Below are 24241 nucleotides of genomic sequence, written 5' to 3' on the forward strand. Positions count from 1 at the left end.
TTCGTCAGGCTACCTGATGATCCGCTGACGCGGGACCGCATGCGGCTTGCGCGGCGGAAAGCGTTGGTAAAGCGGCCTGCAGTGCTCGGGCAATGGCGAGCGAGATCCGGTAGCGGCCGAGGTCGCTGGGTCTGCCGGTGACGTCGTGCGTGCTGTAGTCGAACCGGGTGGTGCCATCGTCCGAATAGTCGCCGGTGTCGGCAACGAGAAGACTGATGATGCATTTTCCCGGCTTCCCGCCATCTCCTGGCAGGCACAGGTGAATCCGCGCGAAAAGATCGGGATAATCGTGGGAGCGATCCAGCACCTGCTCGTAGACGGGTGAAAGGGTGAGGCCGTGAAGCGTGACGGAAAAGCCGTGCTGGCCGCTCAATGCTTTATAGACGATTCCTTTGAGCGCGAATCGCGGATCCTCGGTGGGCGTTTCGAGCGCAAGCGCGAGATCTCGAACGGCGGCGTCGAGCGTCGCAGCACGATCCAGCAGCCATAAAACTTCTTCGGTGTTCGACATGAAGGCCTCTATCTGATATCGCCGCGGAACGGCACCTCAAGGGCGACGCATTCTCGCGCCAGTTGATCCCACCTTAGAGTTCATGCTCAAGAGGGGATTGATACAAATCAACCTATCCAACGTTGCGATTGTTGAACGGATTGCGCGGATTGCGCTACTGGCGCAACCCGGTGTCCGGCATGCGTGCGCGTATCGACTATTGGGAGAACGTCCCGGTTGACTGGAATCAATGGTTGCTTCGTTTATCCGTCTAGTCTGAGTATCAGATCGAGTCCCGATTTGAGAGGGACTTTCCACACAGGAGGATACGGGACATGAATGCAGGCGATATCTGTACTAGAGACGTTGTGACGTGCGGGCTGAACGCAACCGTTCTCGACGCATGCAAGATCATGCGCGATCGTCACGTTGGCGATGTTGTGGCGGTGGAGAAAAGCGCGGATGGAAAGATTCACCCTCGCGGCCTGCTGACTGACCGCGATATCGTGCTCGCGGTGCTCGCACGGGAAGTCGATGCGTTCGGGCTTTTTGTCGGCGACGTCATGTCCTCGCCGCTCATCGTCGCATACGAGGGGGAAGACGTGTGGCAGGTCGTGAAGCGGATGCGTCTGCACGCCATACGGCGCATGCCTGTCGTCAGCAATGCGGGCGAACTGGTTGGACTGCTTTCGTTCGACGATCTGCTCGATGCGACATGCGTCCTGCTCGCCGAACTATCGCTTGTGACAGGGCGGCAGCCGCATTTCGAGGAGAAACAACGCGCGTGACCGTTCATGCGAGGTCAGGTATCCGTCGGGGCGTCGGAGCAGCAGAGAGATGTCGAACTCGCGTGGACCCAACGCACACGTATCAGGCCATCTGACCGATGGTTCTGCGAAAACGCCGCAATGCCATCGCAAACAGCACCGAGCCGATCGCAATCAGGATCAGAAACGGCCGCCATGCGACATCGAGGCCGGCGCCGCGATACAGAATGGCCTGCCCAAGCTCGACGAAGTGAGTAGTGGGTGCGAAAAACATGACATCCTGAACGATCTTCGGCATGCTTTCCCGCGGCGTGATGCTTCCGGAGAGCATCTGCAACGGCAATAGCACGAGGACCAGCAGCATGCCGAACTGCGGCATGCTGCGCGCGAGCGTCGCCATGTAAATGCCCATCGAAGTCGTGGCGAACAGATGCAGCGCCGTGCCGACCATGAACAGGGCCACCGAGCCTTCAATCGGCACATGCAGCGCGCCGCGCACCACGAAGGTCAACGAAGCCGTGGCCACCACCATGACCACGAGTCCCATCGACCAGACTTTCGCCAGCATGATCTCTGCCGGAGTGACCGGCATGACCAGCAGATGTTCGATCGTGCCGTGTTCGCGCTCGCGGATCAGCGCGGCGCCCGTGAGAATGATCGACAGCATCGTGACGTTGTTGATGATCTCCATCAGCGCGCCGAACCAGGTCTGATCGAGATTCGGATTGAAGCGCATGTGCACGGCGAGATCGACGGGCGGCGGCGCGGTGTCCCGATAGCGCGCGACAAAGCCGGAAATCTCGTCGGTCACGATCTGCTGCACGTAGCTGCTACCTGTGAACGCCTGGCTCATGCGGGTCGCGTCGACGTTCAGCTGGATCGACGCAGGTTTTCCGGCCAGCACGTCGCGCTGGAAGTTCGGCGGAATGTCGAGTGCGAAAGTGTATTCGCCCGTATCGAGCCCGTGATCGACCTGCGCGGGGGCGATCAGGCGAGGAATGCCGAACTGGGGAGGAAAGAACGCCGAAGCAATGCGGGCGGACAACGGCGAGGCGTCTTCGTCGACGATCGCGATCGGTGCCATATGCAGCGTGTCGGGCTGCGCGGTAGCGGCGGAATAGATCGCCACGGTGAAAGTATACGCGATCAACACCAGCATGGTCGGGTCGCGCCACAGGCTCCACAGTTCCTTGATCCCGAGTCGGTAGATGTTCGAGAGGCGGCGCATGCTCAGGTCTCCTGCTTTTTGAGGAGTACCGTGGTCAAGCCGAGTACCACCGGTATGGCGGCCAGCAGCGGCCAGAATTGTGCGTGAAGATCGGTAAAGCCCAGCGCCTTGTTGATCACGCCGCGGCTGATCGTGAACATGTAGGTGGCCGGATAGATCGAGCCGATTATGCGCCCGCTGCCTTCCATCGAAGACAACGGATTGATCAGGCCGGAAAACTGGATGGCCGGGATCAGCGTGCCGATCATGGTCAGGAAGATCGCGGCAATCTGGCTGCGGGTGAACGTGGATGCCAGCATGCCCATGCCGGTCGCGACGATGCTATAGATCAGCACTGCGGCCAGTAGCGTCAGAAAGTTGCCTTTGACCGGCACGCCGAAAGCGATTCGTGCCAGCATGGTCATCAGCAGGAAATTGAGCAGCGCCAGTACGACATAAGGAACCTGCTTGCCCAACAGAAACTCGCTGCGCGTGACCGGCGTGACATACAGATTGATGATCGAGCCGAGTTCGCGCTCACGCACTACCGCCAGCGCGGTCAGCATGGCCGGCAGCATCAGGAGCAGTAGCGGGATGATCGCGGGCACCATCGCCGGGGCGCTCTTCACGTCGGGGTTGTAGCGAAAGCGCGTTTCAATGTTGACCTGCGCGGCCGGTGTCAGGCCGAGGCGGTGGATGCTCTGATCCATCAGCCAGGCCTGATGCAGCCCGAGCACATAGCCGCGGATGGTTTCCGCGCGCTGCGGCATTGCGCCGTCGATCCACACACCCAGTTGCACCGGGGCGCCGCGTTGCAGATCGCGTGCGAAATTCGGGGGGATTTCGATGGCGAGCGAGAGCTGACCGCTGCGCATGCGCTTGTCCAGATCGTTGTAGTCGCTGAGCGGGGCCTGTTCCACGAAATAGCGCGAACCCGACATGTTCAGCGCGTAGTCGTGACTCAGTTCGGTCTGGTCGCGGTCGAGAACCGCGTAAGTGAGGCTTTCGACATCGAGACTCACGCCATAGCCCATCACGAACATCAACACCAGTGAACCGAGCAGGGCGAGCGTGGCACGTACCGGGTCGCGGCGCAATTCGAGCGCCTCCCGCCAGATATAGGTGAGGGCGCGGCTCGGGCTGAACGCGCGAGGGCGGGAGCGGTTCGAGGATCGATCCAGCGTGCCCGTCCCGGAATCGCTCGTGCTTGCGGGCGCTTCGATCATTGCTTCGGCGCCGCCTTCTTCGGCCTTGTCGGCACCCGCTTCGATCAGGTAGCCGATGAAGGCCTCCTCCAAGGTTGCCGTGCCGCGCAGGCGCACGAGTTCCGCCGGTGCCTCGGTCGCGAGCACGCGGCCCGCATGCATCAGCGAGATGCGGTCGCAGCGCTCTGCCTCGTTCATGAAGTGCGTGGAGATGAAAATCGTGACCTGGTCGCGGCGGGCGAGCTCGATCATCAACTGCCAGAAGTTGTCGCGAGCGACGGGGTCCACGCCTGAAGTCGGTTCGTCGAGAATCAGCAGTTCCGGCTTGTGCACCATCGCGACCGCCAGCGAGAGGCGTTGGCGCATGCCGAGCGGCAAACTGTCCGGCAACGCGTCGCGTACGTCGCTCAGGCCGAAGCGGCTCACCATCTCGTCGACCCTGGCGGCAATCTCCTGCGGCGGCACGTGAAAGAGCTGTGCATGCAGCACCAGATTCTGCTGAACCGTCAGCTCGCCATAGAGCGAAAAGGCCTGCGACATGTAGCCGACGCGGGTGCGCGTGTCGATATCGTTGGGATCGACTTCGCGTCCGAACAGCTTGGCCGAGCCTTCGCTGGCGGGCAGCAGTCCGGTCAGCATCTTCATCGTGGTCGACTTGCCGCAGCCGTTGGAGCCGAGAAAGCCGAAGATTTCGCCGCTGCGGATGCGGAAGCTGACGTGGTCCACCGCGACGAAATCGCCGAAGCGCATGGTCAGATCGCGTGCTTCGATGGCGAGGTCGGCAGCGGCGTCGGCCGGCAGCGGTTCGACAACGACCGGCTGATGACCGCGGCGCCGTTCCTCCGGCAGCAGCGCGATGAACGCCGCTTCCAGCGTGTCGCTGTGCGTGCGCTCGAGCAGGGCGCGTGGCTCGCCTGTCGCGAGGATCCGTCCAGCGTCCATCGCGACGAGCGAATCGAAGCGCTGCGCTTCGTCCATGTAAGCCGTTGCGACGATCACGCTCATGCCGGGGCGGCCCTTGCGGATGCTCGCGATCAGATTCCAGAACTGCGCGCGTGCCAGCGGATCGACGCCGGTGGTCGGCTCATCGAGAATCAGCAGATCGGGGTCGTGGATCAGCGCGCAACAGAGCGCCAGCTTCTGCTTCATGCCGCCGGAGAGTTTGCCCGCCGGGCGCGCCAGAAACGGTTTCAGGCCGGTGCTGCGGGTCAGTGAGTCGATGCGCCGGCGGCGCTCCGGGGCGTCGTGGCCGAATAGCCGCGCAAAGAACTGCAGGTTCTCCTCGACGGTCAGTGTCGGGTACAGATTCTTTCCCAAACCCTGCGGCATGTAGGCGATACGAGGGCAGACGAGCGCGCGGTGCCGGCGCGAGCGCATGTCGCCGCCGAGCACCTCGACGGTGCCTTGCTGAACCGCGCGGGCGCCGGCTGCGAGCGCCAGCAGGCTCGACTTGCCGACGCCGTCGGGCCCGATCAGCCCGGTCATGCGGCCGGCGGGAAAATCCAGCGTGAGGTTGTCGAGCGCAAGGGTTTTCGCATAACGCAGCATGACGTTGCTCAGCCGGATGACCGGCGGAGCTTCAGCCGCCGTCACGCCGCTCACTGCGGCACCTTGATCGCGAGCGAAGCAGGCCACGCGGCGTGCTGATCGATCCTGATCCACGCGACGCCCGGCAGGCCTGTCTTGACGAGCTTCAGATGCTGCAGCAGCAGTTCGCGATTGATGCGCGCCTTGACGCGGAACATCAGTTTCTGGCGTTCGCTGCTGGTTTCCACGGTCTTCGGCGTGAACTGCGCGGTGCTGGCGACGAAGGAGACGGTGGCGGGAATCACATAGGTGGGCGCGGCATCGAGTATCACGCGCACTTCGGCGCCCAGCGCGACTTTGCCGACCACCGTCTCCGGCAGGAAGAACGTCATGTAGACGTCGGAGAGGTCGGCGATGTTGAGAACCTTGCCACCCGCGGGGAGCACTTCGCCGGCCTCGGCGATGCGATATTGCACGCGGCCGTCGCGCGGCGCCGTCAACTGGCTGTCGCTGATGTCGGCTTCGACGCGCGCAACGGTCGCGAGAGCGGCGCGCTCCGCCGAATGCGCGGCCACCAGTTGCGCACGTGTCGCGTCGACGGCAGCCTGGGCGGCGGTGACCTGGGCTCTCGCGGCGCGGACCGTGGCTTGCGCGCCGCGCTCGCGGGCGCGATCGTCGTCGAGTTCCTGCATGGACGACGCGCCGTCGCGCGACAGCGTTTCCGAGCGCGCCAGCTTGCGTTGCGCGGCGTCCAGTTCGCTTTCGCGCTGGGAGACCACGGCTTCGGCAGCCACCTTGTCGCTCTGCCGCTGCACGACCTGCGCTTCGATGCTAAGCGCGGTGTTGATCGCCTGCTGATGTTGCGCGCGGGCTTCGGCAAGCTGTGCGTCGAGCACGGTCACCTGCATGGTCGCAAGCGGCTGCCCCGCCTTGACGAAGTCGCCTTCGTCGACGGCAATGGTCTCGACGCGGCCGGCCAGTTTGGTTGCCACGTCGATTTCGGTCGCCTCGATGCGGCCGTTGCCGCTCACGAAACCTGCTGCGGGGCCCGAGTCATGCAACATCGTCCAGCCGTAGTATCCGGCCACAACGATCGCGGCCAGTAAGGCGACGCCGAGCGTCAGTTTTTTTCTGCTGGGGCTCATGGCAATGGGCCTTGTTTGAGTGTGATGTCAGCGGCTGAAGGCGGGGGAGTCGGATCTGCATCCTGCACGCCTCCACCCAGCGCGGCATAGAGCGCGACGCGGCTCGTGAGCAATGCGCGCCGTGTCTGTATCAGTTGCTGCCGTGCGTTGAGCAGATCGCGCTGCGCGTCGAGCACTTCCAGAAACGGTGTCGCGCCGTTGTCGTATCGCAGCCTGGCAAGCCGCGCGCGCTCGGACTGCGCCACCAGCGTGTCGGTTTCCGCCTGAACCTGCGCGGCGAGCCACTCTCTTGCCGACAGTGCGTCGGCTACGTCGCGAAAGGCGTCCTGAATGGTTTCTTCGTATTGCGCCACTGCTTCGCCTTCGCGGGCCTTCGCGAGTTCCAGATTGCTGCGATTGCGCCCGGCATCGAAGATGGGCAGTGAGACGTTGGGCGTGAAGATCCACGCGCCGCTACCCGACGCGAACAGGTGCTGAAGATCGGTGCTCGTCGACCCGATGGCACCCGTGAGCGTGACGCGCGGAAAGAATGCCGCGCGTGCCGCGCCGATATTCGCGTTCGCGGCCCGCAGCCGATGTTCCGCCGCGACAATGTCCGGACGCCTCTCCAGCAATGACGACGGCAGTCCCGCATGCAGATCCGGGCCAACGCTCGCGTCGTTCAGCGGTGCCGGGAGCAGCGGGGCGGCCGCGCCGACCAGGACGGCGAGCGCGTGGGCCTGAGCGGCTCGCGACTGTTCCAGTTGCGCAACCAGCGTTTGCGCCTGCTGCAGCAGAATTTCCGACTGCCGGAGATCGAGCTTCGAGATCGCTCCCACCTCGAAGCGGCGGCGGAAAATGCGCAGCGATTCAGAGCGGCTTGCGATCGTCTCGCGTGCAACGGCGATACGCTCATCGAGTTCGCGCAGCAGCAGATAATTGTCCGCTACGTTTGCGATCACGCTGATGGTGGCCGCACGGCGCGCGGCGTCGCTCGCCAGAAATTCCTCAAGGGCTGCGTCCTTGAGGTTGCGCACGCGGCCCCAGAAGTCGAGCTCCCAATTGCTTTCCGTCAGCCCGACCTGATACGCCTCACCGTCGATGCTTCCGCCGGGCAGGAGTACGCCAGGCGCGCGGAAACGGACATAGGAGCCGCCAGCGGAGATCGTCGGGAGCGTGTCGGCGCGCCGGATACCGTACGTTGCACGAGCTTCTTCGACGCGCTGCACGGCAATGCGCAGTTCCCGGTTGCCGGTTAGCGCCTGCTCGATCAGGGCCTGCAGTTGGGCGTCGGGAAAATAGCTGCGCCAGTCGATCTGGCTGGCGGCCGATGTGGCGTCGGCGGACAATGTTCCGTCGGCGGAAGACCCGGTCGACCAGGTGTCGGGAACCGGCAGCGCGGGGCGTACGTAGTGCGGCGCGAGCGACATGCATCCGCCGGCGCCGAGCGCCGCTGCCAGTACGAGCGCCGATGCGAACCGTGTGCCGCTGCGAGGCGAGCGGCGTGTTGCTGGCGGCGGTCGTGAATGCGGCGATGAGAACATGTGAGCGTCTGGTGAATTGGCCAGGGTGTTTCGATCAGGGCAATGGCCCGTGCCCCAGCAAGTTTTATGCTGCAAATACTTATAACCGACGCTATGGATGGGGCAGCTTGATCTGGATCATGTGGATACGGACAGGTCGGGGCCGCTTTCCTTGTATCGCAATGTATCTGGCCCGCGGCCCGATACATGACGTTTCATCCGCGGGCATTGGCGACACAAGCCAGACACTTCTGCCGGGTCTAATGCTTCCAGGCCGGTTCATCTGGCTTGACGCTCTCGCACACAAGGAGAATAGCCATGTCTGACCGGATCAATGACCGGCGTCGCCGTCTGCTCGGGACGGCGCTTGCGGGCCTCAGCCTGATGGAACTCGGGCTCGGCGGAATCGCCCACGCGCAGGCGAGCGGTACGAACGCGGGGCCACGTGCCGCCGGCTTCGATAACCTGAAGCAGATCGACGCAGGCACGCTGAGCGTGGGATATGCAGAAGCAGGTCCGCAGAATGGGCCGGTGGTGATCCTGCTGCACGGTTGGCCCTACGATATCCACAGCTTCGCCGAAGTCGCGCCGTTGCTGGCAGCCGCGGGCTACCGCGTCATCGTGCCGTATCTGCGCGGCTACGGCATGACGCGTTTCCTCTCAGCGGACACGCCCCGCAATGGGCAACAGGCGGCCATTGCCGTGGACATCATTGCATTGATGGACGCGTTGAAGATCGACAAGGCGATTCTTGGCGGCTTCGATTGGGGCGCGCGCACGGTGAACATCATCGCGGCGCTGTGGCCGCAGCGATGCAAGGCGATGGTGTCGGTGAGCGGCTATCTGATCGGCAGTCAGGAAGCCAACCGGGCGCCGTTGCCGCCGAAGGCGGAACTGGCATGGTGGTATCAGTTCTATTTCGCCACGGAGCGAGGCTATGCAGGCTACGAAGCGAACCGCCACGACTTCAACAAACTGATCTGGCATACGGCATCGCCGAAATGGAATTTTGACGATGCAACCTTCGAGCGCTCGGCGCAGTCGTTCAACAACCCGGATCACGTTGCGGTGGTGATACACAACTATCGCTGGCGTCTGGGTCTGGTCAAGGGCGAGGCGCAATACGACGAACTGGAGAAGCGTCTGGCACTGGCGCCGGTCATTACCGTGCCGACCATCACGATGGAAGGGGACGCGAACGGCGCACCGCATCCCGAACCGGCAGCGTACGCGAAGAAGTTCACCGGCAAGTATGCGCACCGGAACATTGGCGGCGGTATCGGCCACAACCTGCCGCAGGAGGCGCCGAAGGCATTCGCCGATGCAATCGCCGACGTCGCCCGGTTGTGAGGGGACTTTGCGTCCGTGACCTTGCTCGTCACGAATCGCGATCCGCTACGCCCCGCGAGACCGCCCCCGCCGTTCGTTGCCGATACGACCGCGACGCTTGGGTGCTGCCGCCCGACTCGCCCGCTGTGCAACCGCGGATTGCGATTCATAAGTCCGTTGCAGAGGCCCACCGAACCTTCGGACCGCCCAATTCTTCAGTCAAATCAACGCGATTAACCAAGGGTAACTACCTACAAAACAGTGCGCCAGACGCCGGTTTAACAAAGTTAGAATGTTTCATCTAATTCTGTATCGCAGAACGATTCGAGGGGACTGGGAGCCGTCAGGCCAACAATCCGCATGCTTGCAGGCTGTTTTCGCATACCTCGTCTGGAGCAATGTGCAGGTTTAAAGAAGGAGTGCAGAGTGTATTTTTCGACGCCGGATCAGTTTATCTCCATGCAAAGTGCCAATGTTGCCGTCGCATTTTCGTTGGCGCAGCAAACATTCCAGTATTTTGAAGAACTGGCCAGGTTGAACCTGCAGGCAGCCAGGGCCACGCTCGCCGAGAGCGAACAGGCCTGGCAACTGGCCGTCTCCGGTAAGACGCCGATGGAATTGTTTGTTTATCAAGCCGGCAATGCGAAACCGGTGGCGGAGAAAGTGCTGTCGTATAACAGTCACCTGTTTGGAATTGCGAATAGCGCGCAGGCCGAGTTTCTGAAACTCTTCGAAGATCGCTTCGCGCAGTCGAACGCAAAAATGCAGACGGCCATGGACGATTTTTCCCGCAATGCGCCGGCAGGTTCGGAGGTCGCGGTCACCGTGTTCAAGTCCGCGGTTTCCAGCGCGGGGGTAGCCTACGAAGCAATGCGCAAAGCCGCCGCACAAGCCATTGCCGTGGCGCAGGCAGGCCAGGCCGCACCTGTGCCTACGCGGGACAAATAAAGCAGATCAACCAATAGCAATGCTCACACAGCCTGGCGCAAACGCTTCACGGCTGTTGCTCCGCTTTCCTGCAAGCAGGACGGATCGACCGATTCGGAGACGAAATGGGTATCGCATTGCTTGCCAACTCGTTCGAAGGGCGATCCGAAGGCGCTAAAAAAGTTAGCCGGGAATGTAATGGGAAGTCACGCCTCTTTTAAGAATGATCTTCTGCATATCGAAACGATAGTCACAACGCTTGAGAGATTAACTTCCAAAGGTGATTCGATGGCTTGCACGTCGTTAGTGAGTGACCCGGGCTATTGGCGTCAGCGCATCGAGGCGATACTGAATCAGCGCGAAATATCAAAGGTTGATCGCGAGCATGCTGACGCTTTACTGAGGCGCTTGCGCGGCATCGTAAAGACGTCTTCGTAAAGGCTAAAGGCGGAAGAATCGAACGGGTGTCCCGGATGCCCGTTCGAAATGGACCAGCCAGCGGCGTGTCCAACGCAGCCGTGACCAATCCACCAGGGTTTATTCCAGCGCCGCAGCCGGGCCGAAGAATTCATAGCGGCTTTGTGATTCCGGCACGCCGATCGCCTTCAGATGCTTCTTGACGGCCTTCATGAACGCGATCGGGCCGAGGAAATAGACGTCGACGTCGCGGGTTTCCGGCAGCCAGGCATGGAGACGCGTTTGGTCGAGATAGCCGATGCCATCGGCGTCGGCATCGTTGGCGCGGCGCTGTTCGTAGCAATAGAAACGCTTCAATTGCGGGTGACGCGCGGCCAGTTGCTCGATCGTGTCGCGGAATGCATGAACGCCGCCATGACGTGCCGAGTGGATGAAGTGCACGACACGACGGGTATTCAACGCGGCTTGCAGCATGGCCAGCGTGGGGGTGATGCCCACGCCGCCGCTAATCAGCACCAGCGGCTTGTCGCCCGGTTCGAGCGTGAAGTCGCCGGCCGGCGCAAACAGTTCGACTGTGTCGTTTTCGTTGACGTGCGTATGCAGATGATTCGACACCTTTCCATTCGGTTCGCGCTTTACGCTGATACGGTATTCGCGGCCATTCGACATGGCCGAGAGCGAGTAATTGCGGCGTACTTCTTCGCCGTCGATATACAGCCGTACGCCGATATATTGTCCCGGATGAAACGCGAGTAACTCGCCGTTGTCGTCGGGGCGCAGATAGAACGACGTGATCTCGTCGCTCTCCCGCACTTTACGCGCGACACGAAAGAGCCGCGTGCCGCGCCAGCCGCCCGGCGCCGCTTCCCGCTCGGCGTAGATTTTTTCTTCGAGCCCGATCAGCAGATCGGCAAGTTGTTGATATGCGGCGGCCCACGCTGCGATGACCGCATCCGTTGCGATTTCGGCGCCGAGCACTTCGCGGATGGCTCTTAGCAGGCACTGTCCGACAATCGGATAGTGCCCCGGCAGGATATTCAGTGCGACGTGCTTGTTGATGATCTGCGAGACCAGCCCGCCGAGTTGTTCGAGTTGATCGATGTGACGCGCGTACATCAGCACGCTGTTGGCCAGCGCGCGTGGCTGCGCGCCGCTTGCCTGATTCGCGAGGTTGAACATGGGACGCACTTCGGGATGTTCGCCGATGAGAATCTTGTAGAAGTGCGTGGTCAACGCTTCGCCTCCGCTCTCGAGAAGAGGAACGGTGGCTTTGACGATAGCGCGGTGTTCGGCGGAAAGCATAAATAGTCCTGGTGTGAATGGGTAGTCAGTCGTGCATCGACTGTCGTGCTTTTCTATCCATGTTTCGTGCCAGGTATAAAATGCAAATAAATCAACGATCTGAATTCGATGATGGTCAATTCGACCCTGGTCGCAAAGACTCCAGACGGAGTCGATCTGACTGCGCAGGCACTGCTCGACGTCCTCACGCCCCTGATCCTCGATCTCTCGCGCGACCTGTCCGACCGCGAGCGTTACCGCCGTTTGCTCAGCAGCCTGCGGACGCTGTTTCCCGGCGACGCGGCGGCGTTGTTGCGTCTGGAAGGCGACACGCTGGTGCCGCTCGCGATCGACGGTTTGAGCAGCGATACGCTTGGGCGGCGCTTTCGTGTCACCGACCATCCGCGCTTCGAGCAACTTCTGTCGCGCTCGGAGCCGACGCGTTTCGCCGCCGACTCCGATTTGCCGGATCCCTACGACGGCCTCGTGCAAGGCGCCACCGGGCATCTCGAAGTTCACGATTGCCTCGGCTGTCCGCTGTTTGTTCGCGGCCGGCCGTGGGGTTTGCTCACGCTCGATGCATTGGACCCGGCGCGCTTCGATCGCATCGACATGGCCTCGCTACAGGCGTTTCTGAGTCTTGCAGCGGCTACGGTGAGTGTCGTCGAGCGGATCGATACGCTGGCGCGCAGCGGCGAGGCGGAGAGGCGGCGCGCGGAGGCCTACCGGCAGGCGAGTAGCCAGAGTCGGCGTGAGATGATCGGCAGCAGTGAAGCCCACACGCAGTTGATGCAGGAGATCGAGGTTGTCGCCGGCAGTGATCTGACCGTGCTGATCACCGGCGAGACAGGCGTCGGCAAAGAACTCGTGGCCAACGCAATTCATGCGCTCTCGTCGCGCGCGAATAAGCCGCTCGTCAGTCTGAATTGCGCCGCGCTGCCCGACACGCTGGTCGAGAGTGAACTGTTCGGGCATGTGCGGGGCGCATTCTCCGGCGCGTCGTCGGACCGGCGCGGCAAATTCGAACTGGCGGATGGCGGAACGATGTTTCTCGACGAGGTGGGAGAACTGCCGCTTCTCGTGCAGGCCAAGCTGTTGCGGGTTCTGCAGAACGGCCAGTTGCAGCGGATCGGCTCGGACCACGAACACAAGGTCGACGTGCGGCTGATCGCGGCCACCAATCGCGATCTCGCCGAAGAGGTGCGCGCGGGGCGCTTTCGCGCGGACCTCTATCATCGTCTCAGCGTCTATCCGTTACGCGTGCCGCCGCTGCGCGAACGCGGCCGCGATGTGCTGCTTCTCGCAGGTTTTTTCCTTGAAGAGAATCGCTCCCGGCTCGGGCTGCTGAGCCTGCGTCTCGCGGCGGATGCGCAAGCCGCGCTGCTGCATTATCCGTGGCCGGGCAACGTGCGTGAACTCGAGCATCTGATCGGGCGGAGCGCGCTCAAGGCGCTAGCCGCGAATCGCGAGCGCCGTCGGATTCTGACGTTGACCGCCACCGACTTCGCGCTGTCGGCCGCACCGGACGAAACCACAAGTCAAATGCCCGCCGATCCGGCCGGGACCGGCGTGAAGGACTTCCGCAGCGCGGTGACCGAGTTCGAGCGGACCACCGTTCTCGACGCATTGGCGCGCCACAACCGGAATTGGGCAGCGGTTGCGCGCGAACTCGGTCTCGATCGGGCGAATCTGAACCGGTTGGCCAAACGGCTTGGCCTCAAATAACCCGCAATATGCCTGGCCGCGCAACCGCCGCAAAGTGGCAACAGGTTGCGCGGCATGTCCAACAGCAGGACGCTCAAGCGGTCATTTCTTCGTTTTGTGGAAACAGCGCGCGGCGTGTTTCTTCATCGAACTCGGCTTTCAGCGTCAGCTTGTTCTTCAAGGCCTGTGCGCGTGCCGCGGCGGGACGCACGGAGATTTCGTCCACCACGCGCTTTACGTTCGGATACGCGCTCAAACCCGCTTCGCCGAGAATGTAGCCGGCGAAGTTGGCCCAGCCCCACAGTGCGATATCCGCGACCGAATAAGTATCGCCGGCCAGATACTTCGACGTCGCGAGGCGTTCGTCCAGCACGCGATAGTGGCGCTCGACTTCCTTCAGATAGCGATTGCGCGCATAGGGCAGCGGCGTCGGCGCGTGATGCAGAAAGTGCACCGCCTGGCCCGAAAACGGCGACAGTCCGGTCGCGACGAACATCAGCCACGACAAGGCCTGCGCACGCTCGGCAGCCGATGTCGGCAGGAAGCGCTCGTGTTTCGCCGCGAGGTGCAGCAAGACGGCGTGCGAATCGAACACGGTCACGCCGTCGTCGGTAATCGCGGGGACTTTTGCGTTCGGGTTGATCTCGCGAAACTCGCGGCGATGTTGCTCGCCCCTGAACGTGTCGACCGCGATCAACTCGAACGGGGTCTGCAGTTCTTCGAGCATCAACGCGACTTTCATCGGGTTCGGCGAGGGGTGGAAGTAAAACTTCAGCATGACGATCTCCGTGGAATAGGGCTACGCAAATGACGGCCGTGCGGCACATTGCCGGTCGCACTTACGCTGCGATGGCGGCCGGGTCGTTGCGACCTGTGGTGATGATGGGCCGCCGGGCCGCGTTTGCCGTACAACTATTCCGATGAGATCGTTCGAAGAATTCGCACGTGTTGTCACGAGCGAATCGCTGCCGCCAGCGCGCTGTTACTCCGCGATCGAAAAGCGCGCCGGGCGCTTTTGCGGCGCCTTGCGGGGACGCCCTACGCGCGGGTTGGCGCCGCGAATGAAGAGAACGGCACAAACGGCCACCATGAACCAGATGCAGAGAACTACCGTCAGAGCGCTCATTTCAGTTTTCAGAAGTTGAGACTGCGATTGGTGCTGTCCGGCCTGCCGGCCGGTCAATGCGTCGTGTGCGGGCCGGCGCCGTCGAGCAGAAGCTCGTCGATCAGGCGCGTGGCCAGTGCCAATTGCTGTTCGAGCGAGGCGCGCGCCGCTTGCGCACCCGCCGCGTCGCCGCGCGCAACCGCGTCGTAAGTCTGCGTTGCGAGGCACAACACGCTTTCCGATGCGAGGTGCAGCCCGCGCATCGTATCGGCGTCAGCGCCCGGCACCGGGCTCGTCCATTCAGTCGTCGAAACAGCCGGCAGGCCGATTTCGAACTCGTCGTTTTTGTCGTGGCGGGAAGACATTTGAGGCTCCTTTTGCGCGATTGGCACGATGTCAGTGTGCGCCTGCACGGTGGGTTTCAATCCGGCGAACAGAAGCCTGTTTTTTGGTCAATCTGCGGTGGTTGGGGCGTCGAGTATTCCGCTGAAGAATAGGCGCGCGGTAAGCGGCGAACGGCAAAGGGTAAACGGCAGTGAATATACGCAGGAACCCCGCCGGCGCCACGTCCTTCACTCCGGCTTCTTTCCACCCGACTCATCCTGCGATTCGAGCGCGGCAACCATCTCGCGCACTGCGGTCTGGAGCTCCGGCACGTAGCGTCGTTTCGCCTCCGCGAGCGTCACCGCCCGCGAAAGAAACACCACATTCAGACTCGCCAGCACACGTTCGCGCGAGACGATCGCAACGGCGACCGCGCCGATCTTGCTTTGCGCGGACCAGTCGCCGTGATTGGAGCCGAAGCCGTCCGTGCGCACCCGTTTCACGAGGCTCTTTATCAACGTGTCGTTGGCGGCGAGCGCTTTCTGCTCCTCACCGCCCACGCCCGAGCGCAGCAATTCGAGAATGTCCTCGCGCTCGCCGTCGGGGCACATCGCAAAGTAGGCACGCCCGGCAGCGGTCAGCAGAATCGGCAAACGGCGCCCGACCATCGAACGGTGAAACGAGAGCGGACTGAAGCGGTGCGTCGTTTCGCGGATGATCATCGCGTCGCCGTCCGGCGTAGTGAGGTCCGAAGGCCACGCAACGCGCTGCAGCAATTGTCCCATGATCGGCGGTGCGATCATTGCAATCCGTTCGTTGTCCGTAAAACCTTCGCTCAACGAACGAACCTGCAGCGTCAGGCGGAAACTGTCGTCCGACGCGCTGCGCCGCACGAAACCTTGCTCCATCAACGTCTCCAGCAGTCGTCGCACGGTGGTGCGATGCAGTCCGGTCAGATCGCTGATCTGCTGGCTGGTGGCGCGGCCGCTTTCCACGGAATTGAGCGCCTGCAGCACCTGCAGGCCGCGCGCGAGCCCCCGCACGCTTGTGTATTTTGTCACCAGAAAACCTCATTAAATCAACCATGTGCATTCTATGCACATTTCTCACAAATTGTTGAGGCCGTACGGCGCGAGTCCTAGACTGCGAGCAAATCAACGATTCATGGAGACGCGAGATGCCGCATCTCATGCGCGACTTTTTCGCCATGGCGATACGCAATCGTCACGCCGTGCTCTCCCTGGATATTTCAAACAAGTCCGCTATCTGAAGCGGCGGCGCGTTCGGCCGCTCGCGGGAAAGGAGACAGTATGCCCTCATCGAATGATCCGGTGGCCGCGAGCCGCCGCTGCGAAACCGTGTCCGCCGACGTGGCGATTATCGGTGCCGGTCCCGTTGGTTTGATGATCGCCAATTACCTGGGCTTGCAGGGCGTGCGCGTGGTGGTGCTGGAAAAGCTCGAACAGATCATCGACTATCCGCGCGCCATCGGTCTCGACGACGAAGCGCTGCGCGTGTTCCAATCGGTCGGCCTCGCCGACGTGCTGTTGCCGCACACCACGCCTGACCACTGGATGCGCTTCGTCACGCACACCGGTCATTGCTTCGCGTCGATCGAACCGCGCACCGACGAATTCGGCTGGTCGCGCCGCAATGCATTCATCCAGCCGCTCGCTGATCGTGTGCTGTACGAAGGGCTGCGCCGCTTCCCGCATGTCCAGGTGCTGTTCGGCACCAGCGTGAGCGGGTTCACGCAGGACGCGACCGGCGTGACGATCGAGGCGGAGGACGAGAGAGGCCGCCGCCGCACGGTGCGCGCGTCGTACATGGTCGGCGCGGACGGCGGCAACAGCTTCGTGCGCCGCATGCTCGACGTGCCTTTCGAGGGACGTACGAAACCGAATCAATGGATCGTGGTGGATGTGCGTAATGACCCGATCGGCTCGCCGCACATCTACATGCATTGCGATCCAGAACGGCCGTACGTGTCGGCGGCGTTGCCGCACGGCATTCGCCGCTTCGAATTCATGGTCATGCCGGGAGAAACCGAAGAGGAACTGTCGAAGCCGGAGAACATGGCTGCGCTGATCCGCAAGGTGGTGGCCGATCCGCAGAAGGTGGACTACATCCGCAAGCGTGTCTATACGCACAATGCGCGGCTCGCCAGCACCTTCCGCGTGGACCGCGTGCTGCTGGCCGGCGACGCCGCGCACATCATGCCGGTCTGGCAAGGGCAGGGCTACAACAGCGGGATTCGCGACGCTAGCAATCTCGGCTGGAAGCTGGCAATGGTGGTCAAGCAGATCGCCGGCGACGCGTTACTCGACACCTACACGGCGGAGCGCCGCGCTCACGCCCGCTCGATGATCCATCTCTCGGAAGTGGCGGGCGACATCTTCGCGCCGACGAGCCGCTTCGGCATCAAATTCCGCGACGCCTTCGTGCGGACCTTCAACGTGGTCCCCGCCATGAAGCGCTACTTCGTGGAGATGCGTTTCAAGCCGATGCCGCGCTACGAAACGGGTGTGGTCCTGCTGGCGGAGCGCAAACGCAAGCATGGCGTGCTGGCTCGCGTGCTGGAACGCTCCGGTCATTCCGCGCCCGGCCGGCTGCTCGGCCTGATGAGCGAGAAGCGCGAGTCGCTGCTCGGCCGCCTCGTGTACGGCCGTGATCCGTTGTGTCACTCGCCGGTTGGGCGCATGTTCATTCAGCCTCGTGTACGCACAGTGGACGGCAACGTCGTGCGTCTGGACGACGTGCTCGGCAGTCGCTTTGCGATTATCGGCTGGGGCTCGGATCCCACCTTCGGGTTGTCGCCGCTTGCGCGCGAAACGTGGCAACGCCTCGGCGGCTGTTTCGTGCTCGCCAAGCCCGACAATCAGCTGGCTTTTCATGACGACGTGCCGGAGGGCGTGATCGCCATCGGCGATGTGCAGGGTCGGCTGAAGGAGTGGTTCGCACGTGTGCCGGAGTCGGTCGTGTTGCTGCGGCCCGATCGTTTCGTCGCGGGTATGTGCACGCCGCAACAGGTGTCGGACTGCATCGGCGAACTTGCCGTCAAGCTCTCGCTGAAGCCGGGCGAGTGGCCCGCGGTGAAGCTTGCGGTGCCTGAGCGGGCCGTCGCGTCGGAAAGCGTCGCGGCCATCGCGGCCGTTGCGACCGGAGCCTGACATGCCGGTGTTGCTCGAATGTCTTTCCCACACGCCGCTTAGCGGCTACTGCGATCCGGCGCCGGACGTCGTCGAGGAAGTCGGGCGGATTCACGCGGCGGCGCGCGCACGTGTTGCGGCCTTCGATCCGCAACTGGTCGTCGTGTTCGCGCCGGACCACTACAACGGTTTCTTCTACGACGTGATGCCGCCGTTCTGCATCGGCGCTTCGGCGAGCGCGGTTGGCGACTTCGGCAGTCTGGCGGGCCAGCTTGCGGTCCCCGCCGACATCGCGCTCGATCTCGCGCAAGCCGTGCTCGCCGCCGACGTCGACGTTGCCCTGTCGTACCGGATGCAGGTCGACCACGGTTGCGCGCAGGCGCTGGAGATTCTCACCGGCTCACTGGACCGTTATCCGATCGTGCCGGTGTTCATCAACTCGGTCGCGCCGCCTATGGCGTCGTGCCGCCGTGCGCGTTTGCTCGGCGACGCGCTGGGCCGCAGCCTCGCGCGGTCCGGTCAACGCGTGCTGGTGATCGGCTCCGGCGGCATTTCGCACGAGCCGCCGGTGCCCGAACTGGCGGGCGCCACGGACGAAGTCGCCGAGCGTCTGATCGCTGGCCGCAATCCATCGCCGGAAGCCCGGGCGGCGCGCCAGGCCCGCACTGTCGCGGCGGCCCGCGCGTTCGCCGCGGGCGACAGCCGCCTGCATCCGCTGAATCCCGAATGGGACCGCGCGTTCCTGAAGCTGCTCGAAGAAGGGGAATTGCCCGCGCTCGACGGCTTCACCGATACCGCGATCACGCGCGAGGCAGGCAAGTCCGCGCACGAGGTCCGCACGTGGATCGCCGCATTCGGCGCGCTGCAGGCGTACGGACCTTATCGCGCCACGCTCGATTACTACCGGCCGATCCCCGAGTGGATCGCGGGCTTCGGCGCGATGCACGCGCGGCCCATTGCCGAAACCGCCTGACGAATCACGGAACCCGATATGAACCATCGAAGCAATGCTGAAGCGCTGGCCCTGCGGTTGCACGAATCCGAACACACGCGTCAGACCATCGCGCCGTTGCGCGACGACGAGCGCTTCGCCCATCTGAACGCAGCCGACGCCGCCGGCCTCGCGTATGCAGTGCAACAGGTCAACGTCGAGGCGCGAGTGGCCGCCGGCGAGCGTATTGTCGGCCGCAAGATCGGCCTGACTTCCCCCGCGGTGCAACGGCAGCTCGGCGTCGATCAACCGGACTTCGGCGCGCTGTTCGCGTCGATGGCGTATGGCGACAACCAGCCGGTGCCGCTCGGCGAACTGATCCAGCCGAAGGTCGAAGCGGAAATCGCGCTCGTACTCGAACACGATCTCACGCATGAAAAGCACACCTACGCCGACCTGATTCGCGCGACGGCGTACGCGGTCGCCGCAATCGAAGTCGTGGACAGCCGCATCGAGGGCTGGAATATCCGCTTCGTCGATACGGTCGCGGACAACGCGTCGAGCGCGCGCTTCGTGCTCGGCAGCCGCCCCGTGCTGCTGCGCGACGTCGATCTCTCGGCTTGCGCGATGACCCTTTCGAACGATGCCGAAACGCTCTCGCGCGGCAACGGCGCTGCGTGTCTCGGCAATCCGCTGAACGCCGCCGTGTGGCTCGCGGACCGGCTGCAGCAACTCGGCACGCCGCTGCGAGCCGGCGACGTCCTCATGACCGGCGCGCTCGGCCCGATGGTCGCGGTGACGCAGCCCGGCACGTTCAGCGCGCAGATCGAAGGCCTCGGCAGCGCTCGCGCGATTTTCTCCGCATAAGCAATCATCCGACTGAGGACTCACATGGCAAGCGAAAAACTCAAGGCCGCGATCATCGGCTCCGGCAACATCGGCACCGATCTGATGATCAAGATCATGCGGCACAGCGAGCACCTGGAGATGGCGGCAATGGTCGGTATCGACGCGGCGTCCGACGGTCTCGCGCGCGCTGCGCGGCTCGGCGTCGCCACTACGCACGAAGGCGTGGAAGGGCTGACGCGCCTGCCGGTGTTCGAGGACATCGACTTCGTGTTCGACGCCACCTCGGCCGGCGCACATGTGAAGAACGACGCGTTCCTGCGCGCGCTGAAACCTGGCATCCGGCTGATCGATCTGACGCCTGCCGCGATCGGGCCGTACTGCGTGCCGGTCGTGAATCTCGACGCACATCTGGACAGCCGCAACGTCAACATGGTGACGTGCGGCGGTCAGGCAACGATTCCGATGGTGGCCGCGGTCTCGCGCGTGGCGAAGGTGCACTACGCGGAAATCGTCGCGTCGATCAGCAGCAGGTCGGCCGGTCCCGGCACGCGCGCGAATATCGACGAGTTCACCGAAACCACCTCGAAGGCGATCGAAGCCGTGGGCGGCGCGGCCAAAGGCAAAGCGATCATTGTGCTCAATCCGGCCGAGCCGCCGGTGATGATGCGCGACACGGTCTACGTGCTGTCGGATCTCGCCGACCGCGCGCAGGTGGAAGCCTCGATCGAAGCGATGGCCGCTGCCGTGCATGCGTACGTGCCCGGCTACCGTCTGAAGCAGAAAGTGCAGTTCGACGAAATCGCCGCCGACGTGCCGTTGAACATTCCGGGCCTTGGCCGCTTCAGCGGTTTGAAGACCTCGGTGTTCATCGAGGTCGAAGGCGCGGCGCATTATCTGCCGGCGTATGCGGGCAATCTCGACATCATGACCTCGGCCGCGCTCGCGACCGCGGAGCGCATGGCGCAATCCCTCGTGCAGGCTTAAGGAGACGCTTCTCATGGACAGGAAACTCTATATCTCCGACGTGACGCTGCGCGACGGCAGTCACGCGATCCGTCATCAGTATTCGATCGACAACGTGCAGCAGATCGCTCGCGCGCTCGACAACGCAAAGGTGGACAGTATCGAAGTCGCGCATGGCGACGGTCTGCAAGGGTCGAGTTTCAACTACGGCTTCGGCGCGCATAGCGACCTCGAGTGGATCGAAGCGGTCGCCGACGTGGTCGGGCACGCGCAGATCGCCACGCTGCTGTTGCCCGGCATCGGCACGATTCACGATCTGAAGGCGGCGTACCAGGCGGGCGCGCGTATCGTGCGGGTCGCCACGCATTGCACCGAGGCTGACATTTCGAAGCAGCATATCGAATACGCGCGCGAACTCGGCATGGACACGGTCGGCTTCCTGATGATGAGCCACATGACCACGCCGGAAAACCTCGCCGTCGAAGCGAAAAAGATGGAAAGCTACGGAGCAACGTGTATTTACGTGGTCGACTCCGGCGGCGCGATGAACATGAACGACGTGCGTGCGCGCTTTCGCGCATTGAAGGCCGTGCTGAAGCCGGAGACCAAGACCGGCATGCACGCGCACCACAACCTCAGCCTCGGCGTCGCGAATTCGCTCGTCGCGGTGGAAGAAGGTTGCGACCGCATCGATGCGAGTCTCGCGGGCATGGGCGCGGGTGCGGGCAATGCGCCGCTGGAGGTGTTCATTGCCGCGGCCGAGCGCGCCGGCTGGCACCACGGCACCGATCTCTACACGCTGATGGATGCCGCCGACGATATCGTGCGGCCCTTGCAGGACCGTCCGGTACGCGTGGACCGTGAAACCCTGGCGCTCGGTTATGCGGGCGTGTATTCGAGCTTCCTGCGGCATTCCGAAGTGGCCGCGAAGAAGTACGGCCTGAAAGCCGTCGACATTCTGGTCGAGCTGGGCAAGCGGCGCATGGTCGGCGGCCAGGAAGACATGATCGTCGACGTGGCGCTGGACCTGAAACGCGCGGCCGGCGTCTAGCTTTTTTAGAAGCCTGGCGGCTGCCCGAGCCGCCGGCAACCACCCAGCGTTATCGCCGCCAAGAGCGATGCTGAAAACACATTGGAGACTTTTTATGCAGCGATCAACCAATACTCGCACCACCGGTGCCGTCACGATCGGCCTATGCCTGATCGTCGCGTTACTGGAAGGGCTGGATCTGCAATCGACCGGCGTCGCGGCGCCGCGCATGGCTCGCGAATTTCATCTCGCGGTCGCGCAGATGGGCTGGGCATTCAGCATCGGCGCGCTCGGCCTGCTGCCCGGCGCGGCGATTGGCGGACGGCTCGCCGACAAGCTTGGCCGCAAGCGCGTGCTGATGCTCTCGGTCGCGCTGTTCGGCATCTTCTCGATTGCCACTACGCAGGTGTGGGACCTGAACAGTCTGCTGGCCGCGCGCTTTCTCACGGGACTCGGTCTGGGCGCCGCAATGCCGAACCTGATCGCGCTGTGCTCGGAAGCGGCCTCGCCGGATCAACGCAATACGGCAGTGGGCGCGATGTATTGCGGCATGCCGTTCGGTGCGGCGCTCGCGGCGGTGATCGGCATCGTGAGTCCGGGCGATGCGGGGTGGCGGCATATCTTCTACGTCGGCGGCGTGGGACCGCTGCTGGTGCTGCCGTTGCTGGCGATCTTCATGCGCGAGTCGGCGCATTTCGTTGCCGCGCGCTCCGGCGGCTCGCGTGGGTTGGGCGAGGCGCCGTCCGGCATCGCGCAGGCATTGTGGAAGGAAGGGCGAGCCGGCACGACGGTCGCGCTGTGGATCAGCTATCTGGGCACGTTGATCGTGCTGTACTTCCTGATCAACTGGCTGCCGTCGCTGGTGCTGAGCCGTGGACTCACGCGCGTGCAATCGGGCGTCGTGCAGATGATGTTCAACATCGGCGGCGGCATCGGCGCGATCGTGATCGCAAGCCTGATGGATCGCATCGGCAAGCGTCGCACCGTGACCGGCATGTATCTGGGCATTGCCGCGGCGTTGGCCGCGCTCGTGGCGGCGAGCGGCGGTGTGTCGATGGCGTGCGGCGGTTTGCTTGCGGGTCTGTTTCTGGTCGGCGGACAGTCGGTGCTGTATGCGCTCGCGAGCAGCGTCTATCCGACGCACGTGCGTGGTACCGGCGTGGGCGCCGCCGTGGCGGTGGGGCGCATGGGCTCGATTCTCGGACCTTTGATCGCCGGACAGTTGCTGGCGATCGGGCAGAGCGCATCTGTGCTGCTGAGCGCGAGCATTCCGTTGATCGCGGTCGCGGCGGTTGCGGCGTGGCTCGCCGTTGGCAAGCCGGCGCCGGTCTACGCGCCGGTTGCCGCGCAATGACGCAATGACGCAATAGCGCAATAGCGCCGCCGAATGCTGCTCGCGCGCGACTGAGCGGTGTGCGCAGCCAATCAATTCTCTTCAGATCAAGGAAAGCAACATGACCTCGAATGTATCGGCAATCACCGAAGCGTCGACCAGCAAATTCGTGCGTATCAAGGAAGGCGAAGGAGAAGTGCAGTTGCACTACAACGACGCCGGCCAGGGCGCCGAAACCGTGGTGATGCTGCACGGCTCGGGCCCGGGTGCGAGCGGCTGGGCGAACTTCAATCGCAACGTCGAGCCGCTCGTCGCGGCGGGCTATCGGGTCATCCTGCTGGACTGTCTGGGCTGGAGCAAAAGCGATCCGGTCGTGTGCAACGGCTCGCGCTCCGAACTCAACGCACGTTCGCTGAAGGGCTTGCTCGATGCGCTCGACATTGAACGCGTGCACATCATCGGCAATTCGATGGGCGGTCATAGCGCCGTGGCGTTCGCGCTCGCCAATCCACAGCGTGTCGGCAAACTGGTACTGATGGGCGGTGGAACCGGCGGCCCCAGCCAGTTCGTGCCGATGCCGACAGAAGGCATCAAGCTGCTGCAAGGCCTGTATCGCGAACCGACAATCGACAACCTGAAGCGGATGATGAACGTCTTCGTGTTCGATGCCAGGGCGCTGACCGACGATCTGATGCAGGCGCGGCTCGACAATATGCTGGCGCGTCGTGATCATCTGGAAAACTTCGTGAAGAGTCTCGCGGCCAATCCGAAGCAGTTCAACGACTTCGGCCCGCGTCTCGGCGAGATTGCGGCGCCGACGCTGGTGATCTGGGGGCGCGACGATCGCTTTGTGCCGATGGATGTGGGTCTGCGCCTCGTCGCGGGTATGCAGAATGCCGAGATGCATATTTTCAGCCGCTGCGGACACTGGGCGCAGTGGGAACATGCGGAGAAATTCAACCGTATGGTGGTGGACTTTCTCGCGCACTGAAGCTTGCCGCGCGCACGTCGGCGAGACTCGGCTGCCCACGCATGGGCGCCGCCATCCGGTTATTT

20 protein-coding genes are annotated in these 24241 nt (G+C 63.2%); 11 read left to right on the top strand and 9 right to left on the bottom strand.

What is annotated here, in order from left to right:
* Positions 1-4: 4 nt before the first annotated feature.
* Entirely contained in the window at positions 5-511 is a 507-nt protein-coding gene (locus PDMSB3_RS23690) for a hypothetical protein (protein WP_007176438.1), read from the bottom strand.
* Positions 512-825: 314 nt separating this feature from the next.
* Between PDMSB3_RS23690 and PDMSB3_RS23695 the strand changes: the two genes are divergently transcribed.
* Complete coding sequence (locus PDMSB3_RS23695) at positions 826-1278, top strand: CBS domain-containing protein (protein WP_007176439.1); 453 nt, start codon at positions 826-828, stop codon at positions 1276-1278.
* 82 nt (positions 1279-1360) lie between these two features.
* On the opposite strand, the gene PDMSB3_RS23700 is transcribed toward PDMSB3_RS23695, so the two are convergent.
* From PDMSB3_RS23700 to PDMSB3_RS23715, 4 genes are read right to left on the bottom strand one after another with little or no spacing between them, the layout of a single operon-like run.
* Complete coding sequence (locus PDMSB3_RS23700; protein WP_007176440.1) at positions 1361-2485, bottom strand: ABC transporter permease; 1125 nt, start codon at positions 2483-2485, stop codon at positions 1361-1363.
* A gap of 2 nt (positions 2486-2487) precedes the next feature.
* Positions 2488-5217 carry a ribosome-associated ATPase/putative transporter RbbA gene (gene rbbA, locus PDMSB3_RS23705; protein WP_232064423.1) on the bottom strand — a complete coding sequence of 910 codons (2730 nt, stop codon included), beginning with the start codon at positions 5215-5217 and terminating at the stop codon, positions 2488-2490.
* Between the two features lie 50 nt (positions 5218-5267).
* Positions 5268-6341, bottom strand: coding sequence for an HlyD family secretion protein (locus PDMSB3_RS23710; protein ID WP_007176442.1), 1074 nt, complete (start codon positions 6339-6341; stop codon positions 5268-5270).
* Positions 6338-7864 carry an efflux transporter outer membrane subunit gene (locus tag PDMSB3_RS23715; protein ID WP_007176443.1) on the bottom strand — a complete coding sequence of 509 codons (1527 nt, stop codon included), beginning with the start codon at positions 7862-7864 and terminating at the stop codon, positions 6338-6340. The genes PDMSB3_RS23710 and PDMSB3_RS23715 overlap by 4 nt, the downstream gene beginning before the upstream one ends.
* 297 nt (positions 7865-8161) lie before the next feature.
* Between PDMSB3_RS23715 and PDMSB3_RS23720 the strand changes: the two genes are divergently transcribed.
* Both PDMSB3_RS23720 and PDMSB3_RS23725 read left to right on the top strand, forming a co-directional pair.
* Positions 8162-9193, top strand: coding sequence for an alpha/beta hydrolase (locus PDMSB3_RS23720; protein ID WP_165187943.1), 1032 nt, complete (start codon positions 8162-8164; stop codon positions 9191-9193).
* 405 nt (positions 9194-9598) lie between these two features.
* Positions 9599-10120 (top strand): phasin family protein, encoded by a 522-nt coding sequence (locus tag PDMSB3_RS23725; RefSeq protein WP_165187945.1) that lies wholly within the window; start codon positions 9599-9601, stop codon positions 10118-10120.
* Between the two features lie 516 nt (positions 10121-10636).
* On the opposite strand, the gene hmpA is transcribed toward PDMSB3_RS23725, so the two are convergent.
* A complete protein-coding gene (hmpA, locus tag PDMSB3_RS23730) occupies positions 10637-11818 on the bottom strand; it encodes an NO-inducible flavohemoprotein (RefSeq protein WP_007176446.1) in 1182 nt (393 codons plus the stop codon).
* Positions 11819-11929: 111 nt separating this feature from the next.
* Between hmpA and norR the strand changes: the two genes are divergently transcribed.
* On the top strand, positions 11930-13522 hold the full coding sequence (norR, locus tag PDMSB3_RS23735) for a nitric oxide reductase transcriptional regulator NorR (protein ID WP_165189604.1): 1593 nt from the start codon (positions 11930-11932) through the stop codon (positions 13520-13522).
* 73 nt (positions 13523-13595) lie between these two features.
* On the opposite strand, the gene PDMSB3_RS23740 is transcribed toward norR, so the two are convergent.
* The 3 genes from PDMSB3_RS23740 to PDMSB3_RS23750 form a co-directional block, all read right to left on the bottom strand.
* Positions 13596-14279 carry a glutathione S-transferase family protein gene (locus PDMSB3_RS23740; protein WP_197740272.1) on the bottom strand — a complete coding sequence of 228 codons (684 nt, stop codon included), beginning with the start codon at positions 14277-14279 and terminating at the stop codon, positions 13596-13598.
* Positions 14280-14680: 401 nt separating this feature from the next.
* Positions 14681-14971: a hypothetical protein gene (locus tag PDMSB3_RS23745; RefSeq protein WP_007176449.1), complete on the bottom strand. Its 291-nt coding sequence runs from the start codon at positions 14969-14971 to the stop codon at positions 14681-14683.
* A 207-nt stretch (positions 14972-15178) separates the two neighbouring features.
* Entirely contained in the window at positions 15179-15991 is an 813-nt protein-coding gene (locus PDMSB3_RS23750) for a DNA-binding transcriptional regulator (RefSeq protein ID WP_165187947.1), read from the bottom strand.
* A gap of 249 nt (positions 15992-16240) precedes the next feature.
* Here PDMSB3_RS23750 and PDMSB3_RS23755 point away from each other — a divergent pair, with 249 nt between their 5' ends.
* From PDMSB3_RS23755 to PDMSB3_RS23785, 7 genes are all read left to right on the top strand, one after another.
* Positions 16241-18100 (top strand): bifunctional 3-(3-hydroxy-phenyl)propionate/3-hydroxycinnamic acid hydroxylase, encoded by a 1860-nt coding sequence (locus PDMSB3_RS23755; RefSeq protein WP_007176452.1) that lies wholly within the window; start codon positions 16241-16243, stop codon positions 18098-18100.
* 1 nt (position 18101) lies between these two features.
* On the top strand, positions 18102-19052 hold the full coding sequence (locus PDMSB3_RS23760; protein WP_165187949.1) for a 3-carboxyethylcatechol 2,3-dioxygenase: 951 nt from the start codon (positions 18102-18104) through the stop codon (positions 19050-19052).
* A gap of 18 nt (positions 19053-19070) precedes the next feature.
* Entirely contained in the window at positions 19071-19877 is an 807-nt protein-coding gene (locus tag PDMSB3_RS23765; protein ID WP_165187951.1) for a fumarylacetoacetate hydrolase family protein, read from the top strand.
* A gap of 24 nt (positions 19878-19901) precedes the next feature.
* On the top strand, positions 19902-20843 hold the full coding sequence (locus PDMSB3_RS23770; RefSeq protein ID WP_007176455.1) for an acetaldehyde dehydrogenase (acetylating): 942 nt from the start codon (positions 19902-19904) through the stop codon (positions 20841-20843).
* A 13-nt stretch (positions 20844-20856) separates the two neighbouring features.
* Complete coding sequence (gene dmpG, locus PDMSB3_RS23775; RefSeq protein WP_165187953.1) at positions 20857-21873, top strand: 4-hydroxy-2-oxovalerate aldolase; 1017 nt, start codon at positions 20857-20859, stop codon at positions 21871-21873.
* Positions 21874-21967: 94 nt separating this feature from the next.
* Entirely contained in the window at positions 21968-23206 is a 1239-nt protein-coding gene (gene mhpT, locus PDMSB3_RS23780) for a 3-(3-hydroxy-phenyl)propionate transporter MhpT (RefSeq protein WP_007176457.1), read from the top strand.
* A 100-nt stretch (positions 23207-23306) separates the two neighbouring features.
* The gene (locus PDMSB3_RS23785) at positions 23307-24176 is read left to right on the top strand and encodes an alpha/beta fold hydrolase (RefSeq protein WP_007176458.1); all 870 of its coding nucleotides are present in this window, start codon (positions 23307-23309) and stop codon (positions 24174-24176) included.
* Positions 24177-24241 lie beyond the last annotated feature (65 nt).

Origin of the sequence: Paraburkholderia dioscoreae, assembly GCF_902459535.1 — a bacterium.
Taxonomy (GTDB): Bacteria; Pseudomonadota; Gammaproteobacteria; order Burkholderiales; family Burkholderiaceae; genus Paraburkholderia; species Paraburkholderia dioscoreae.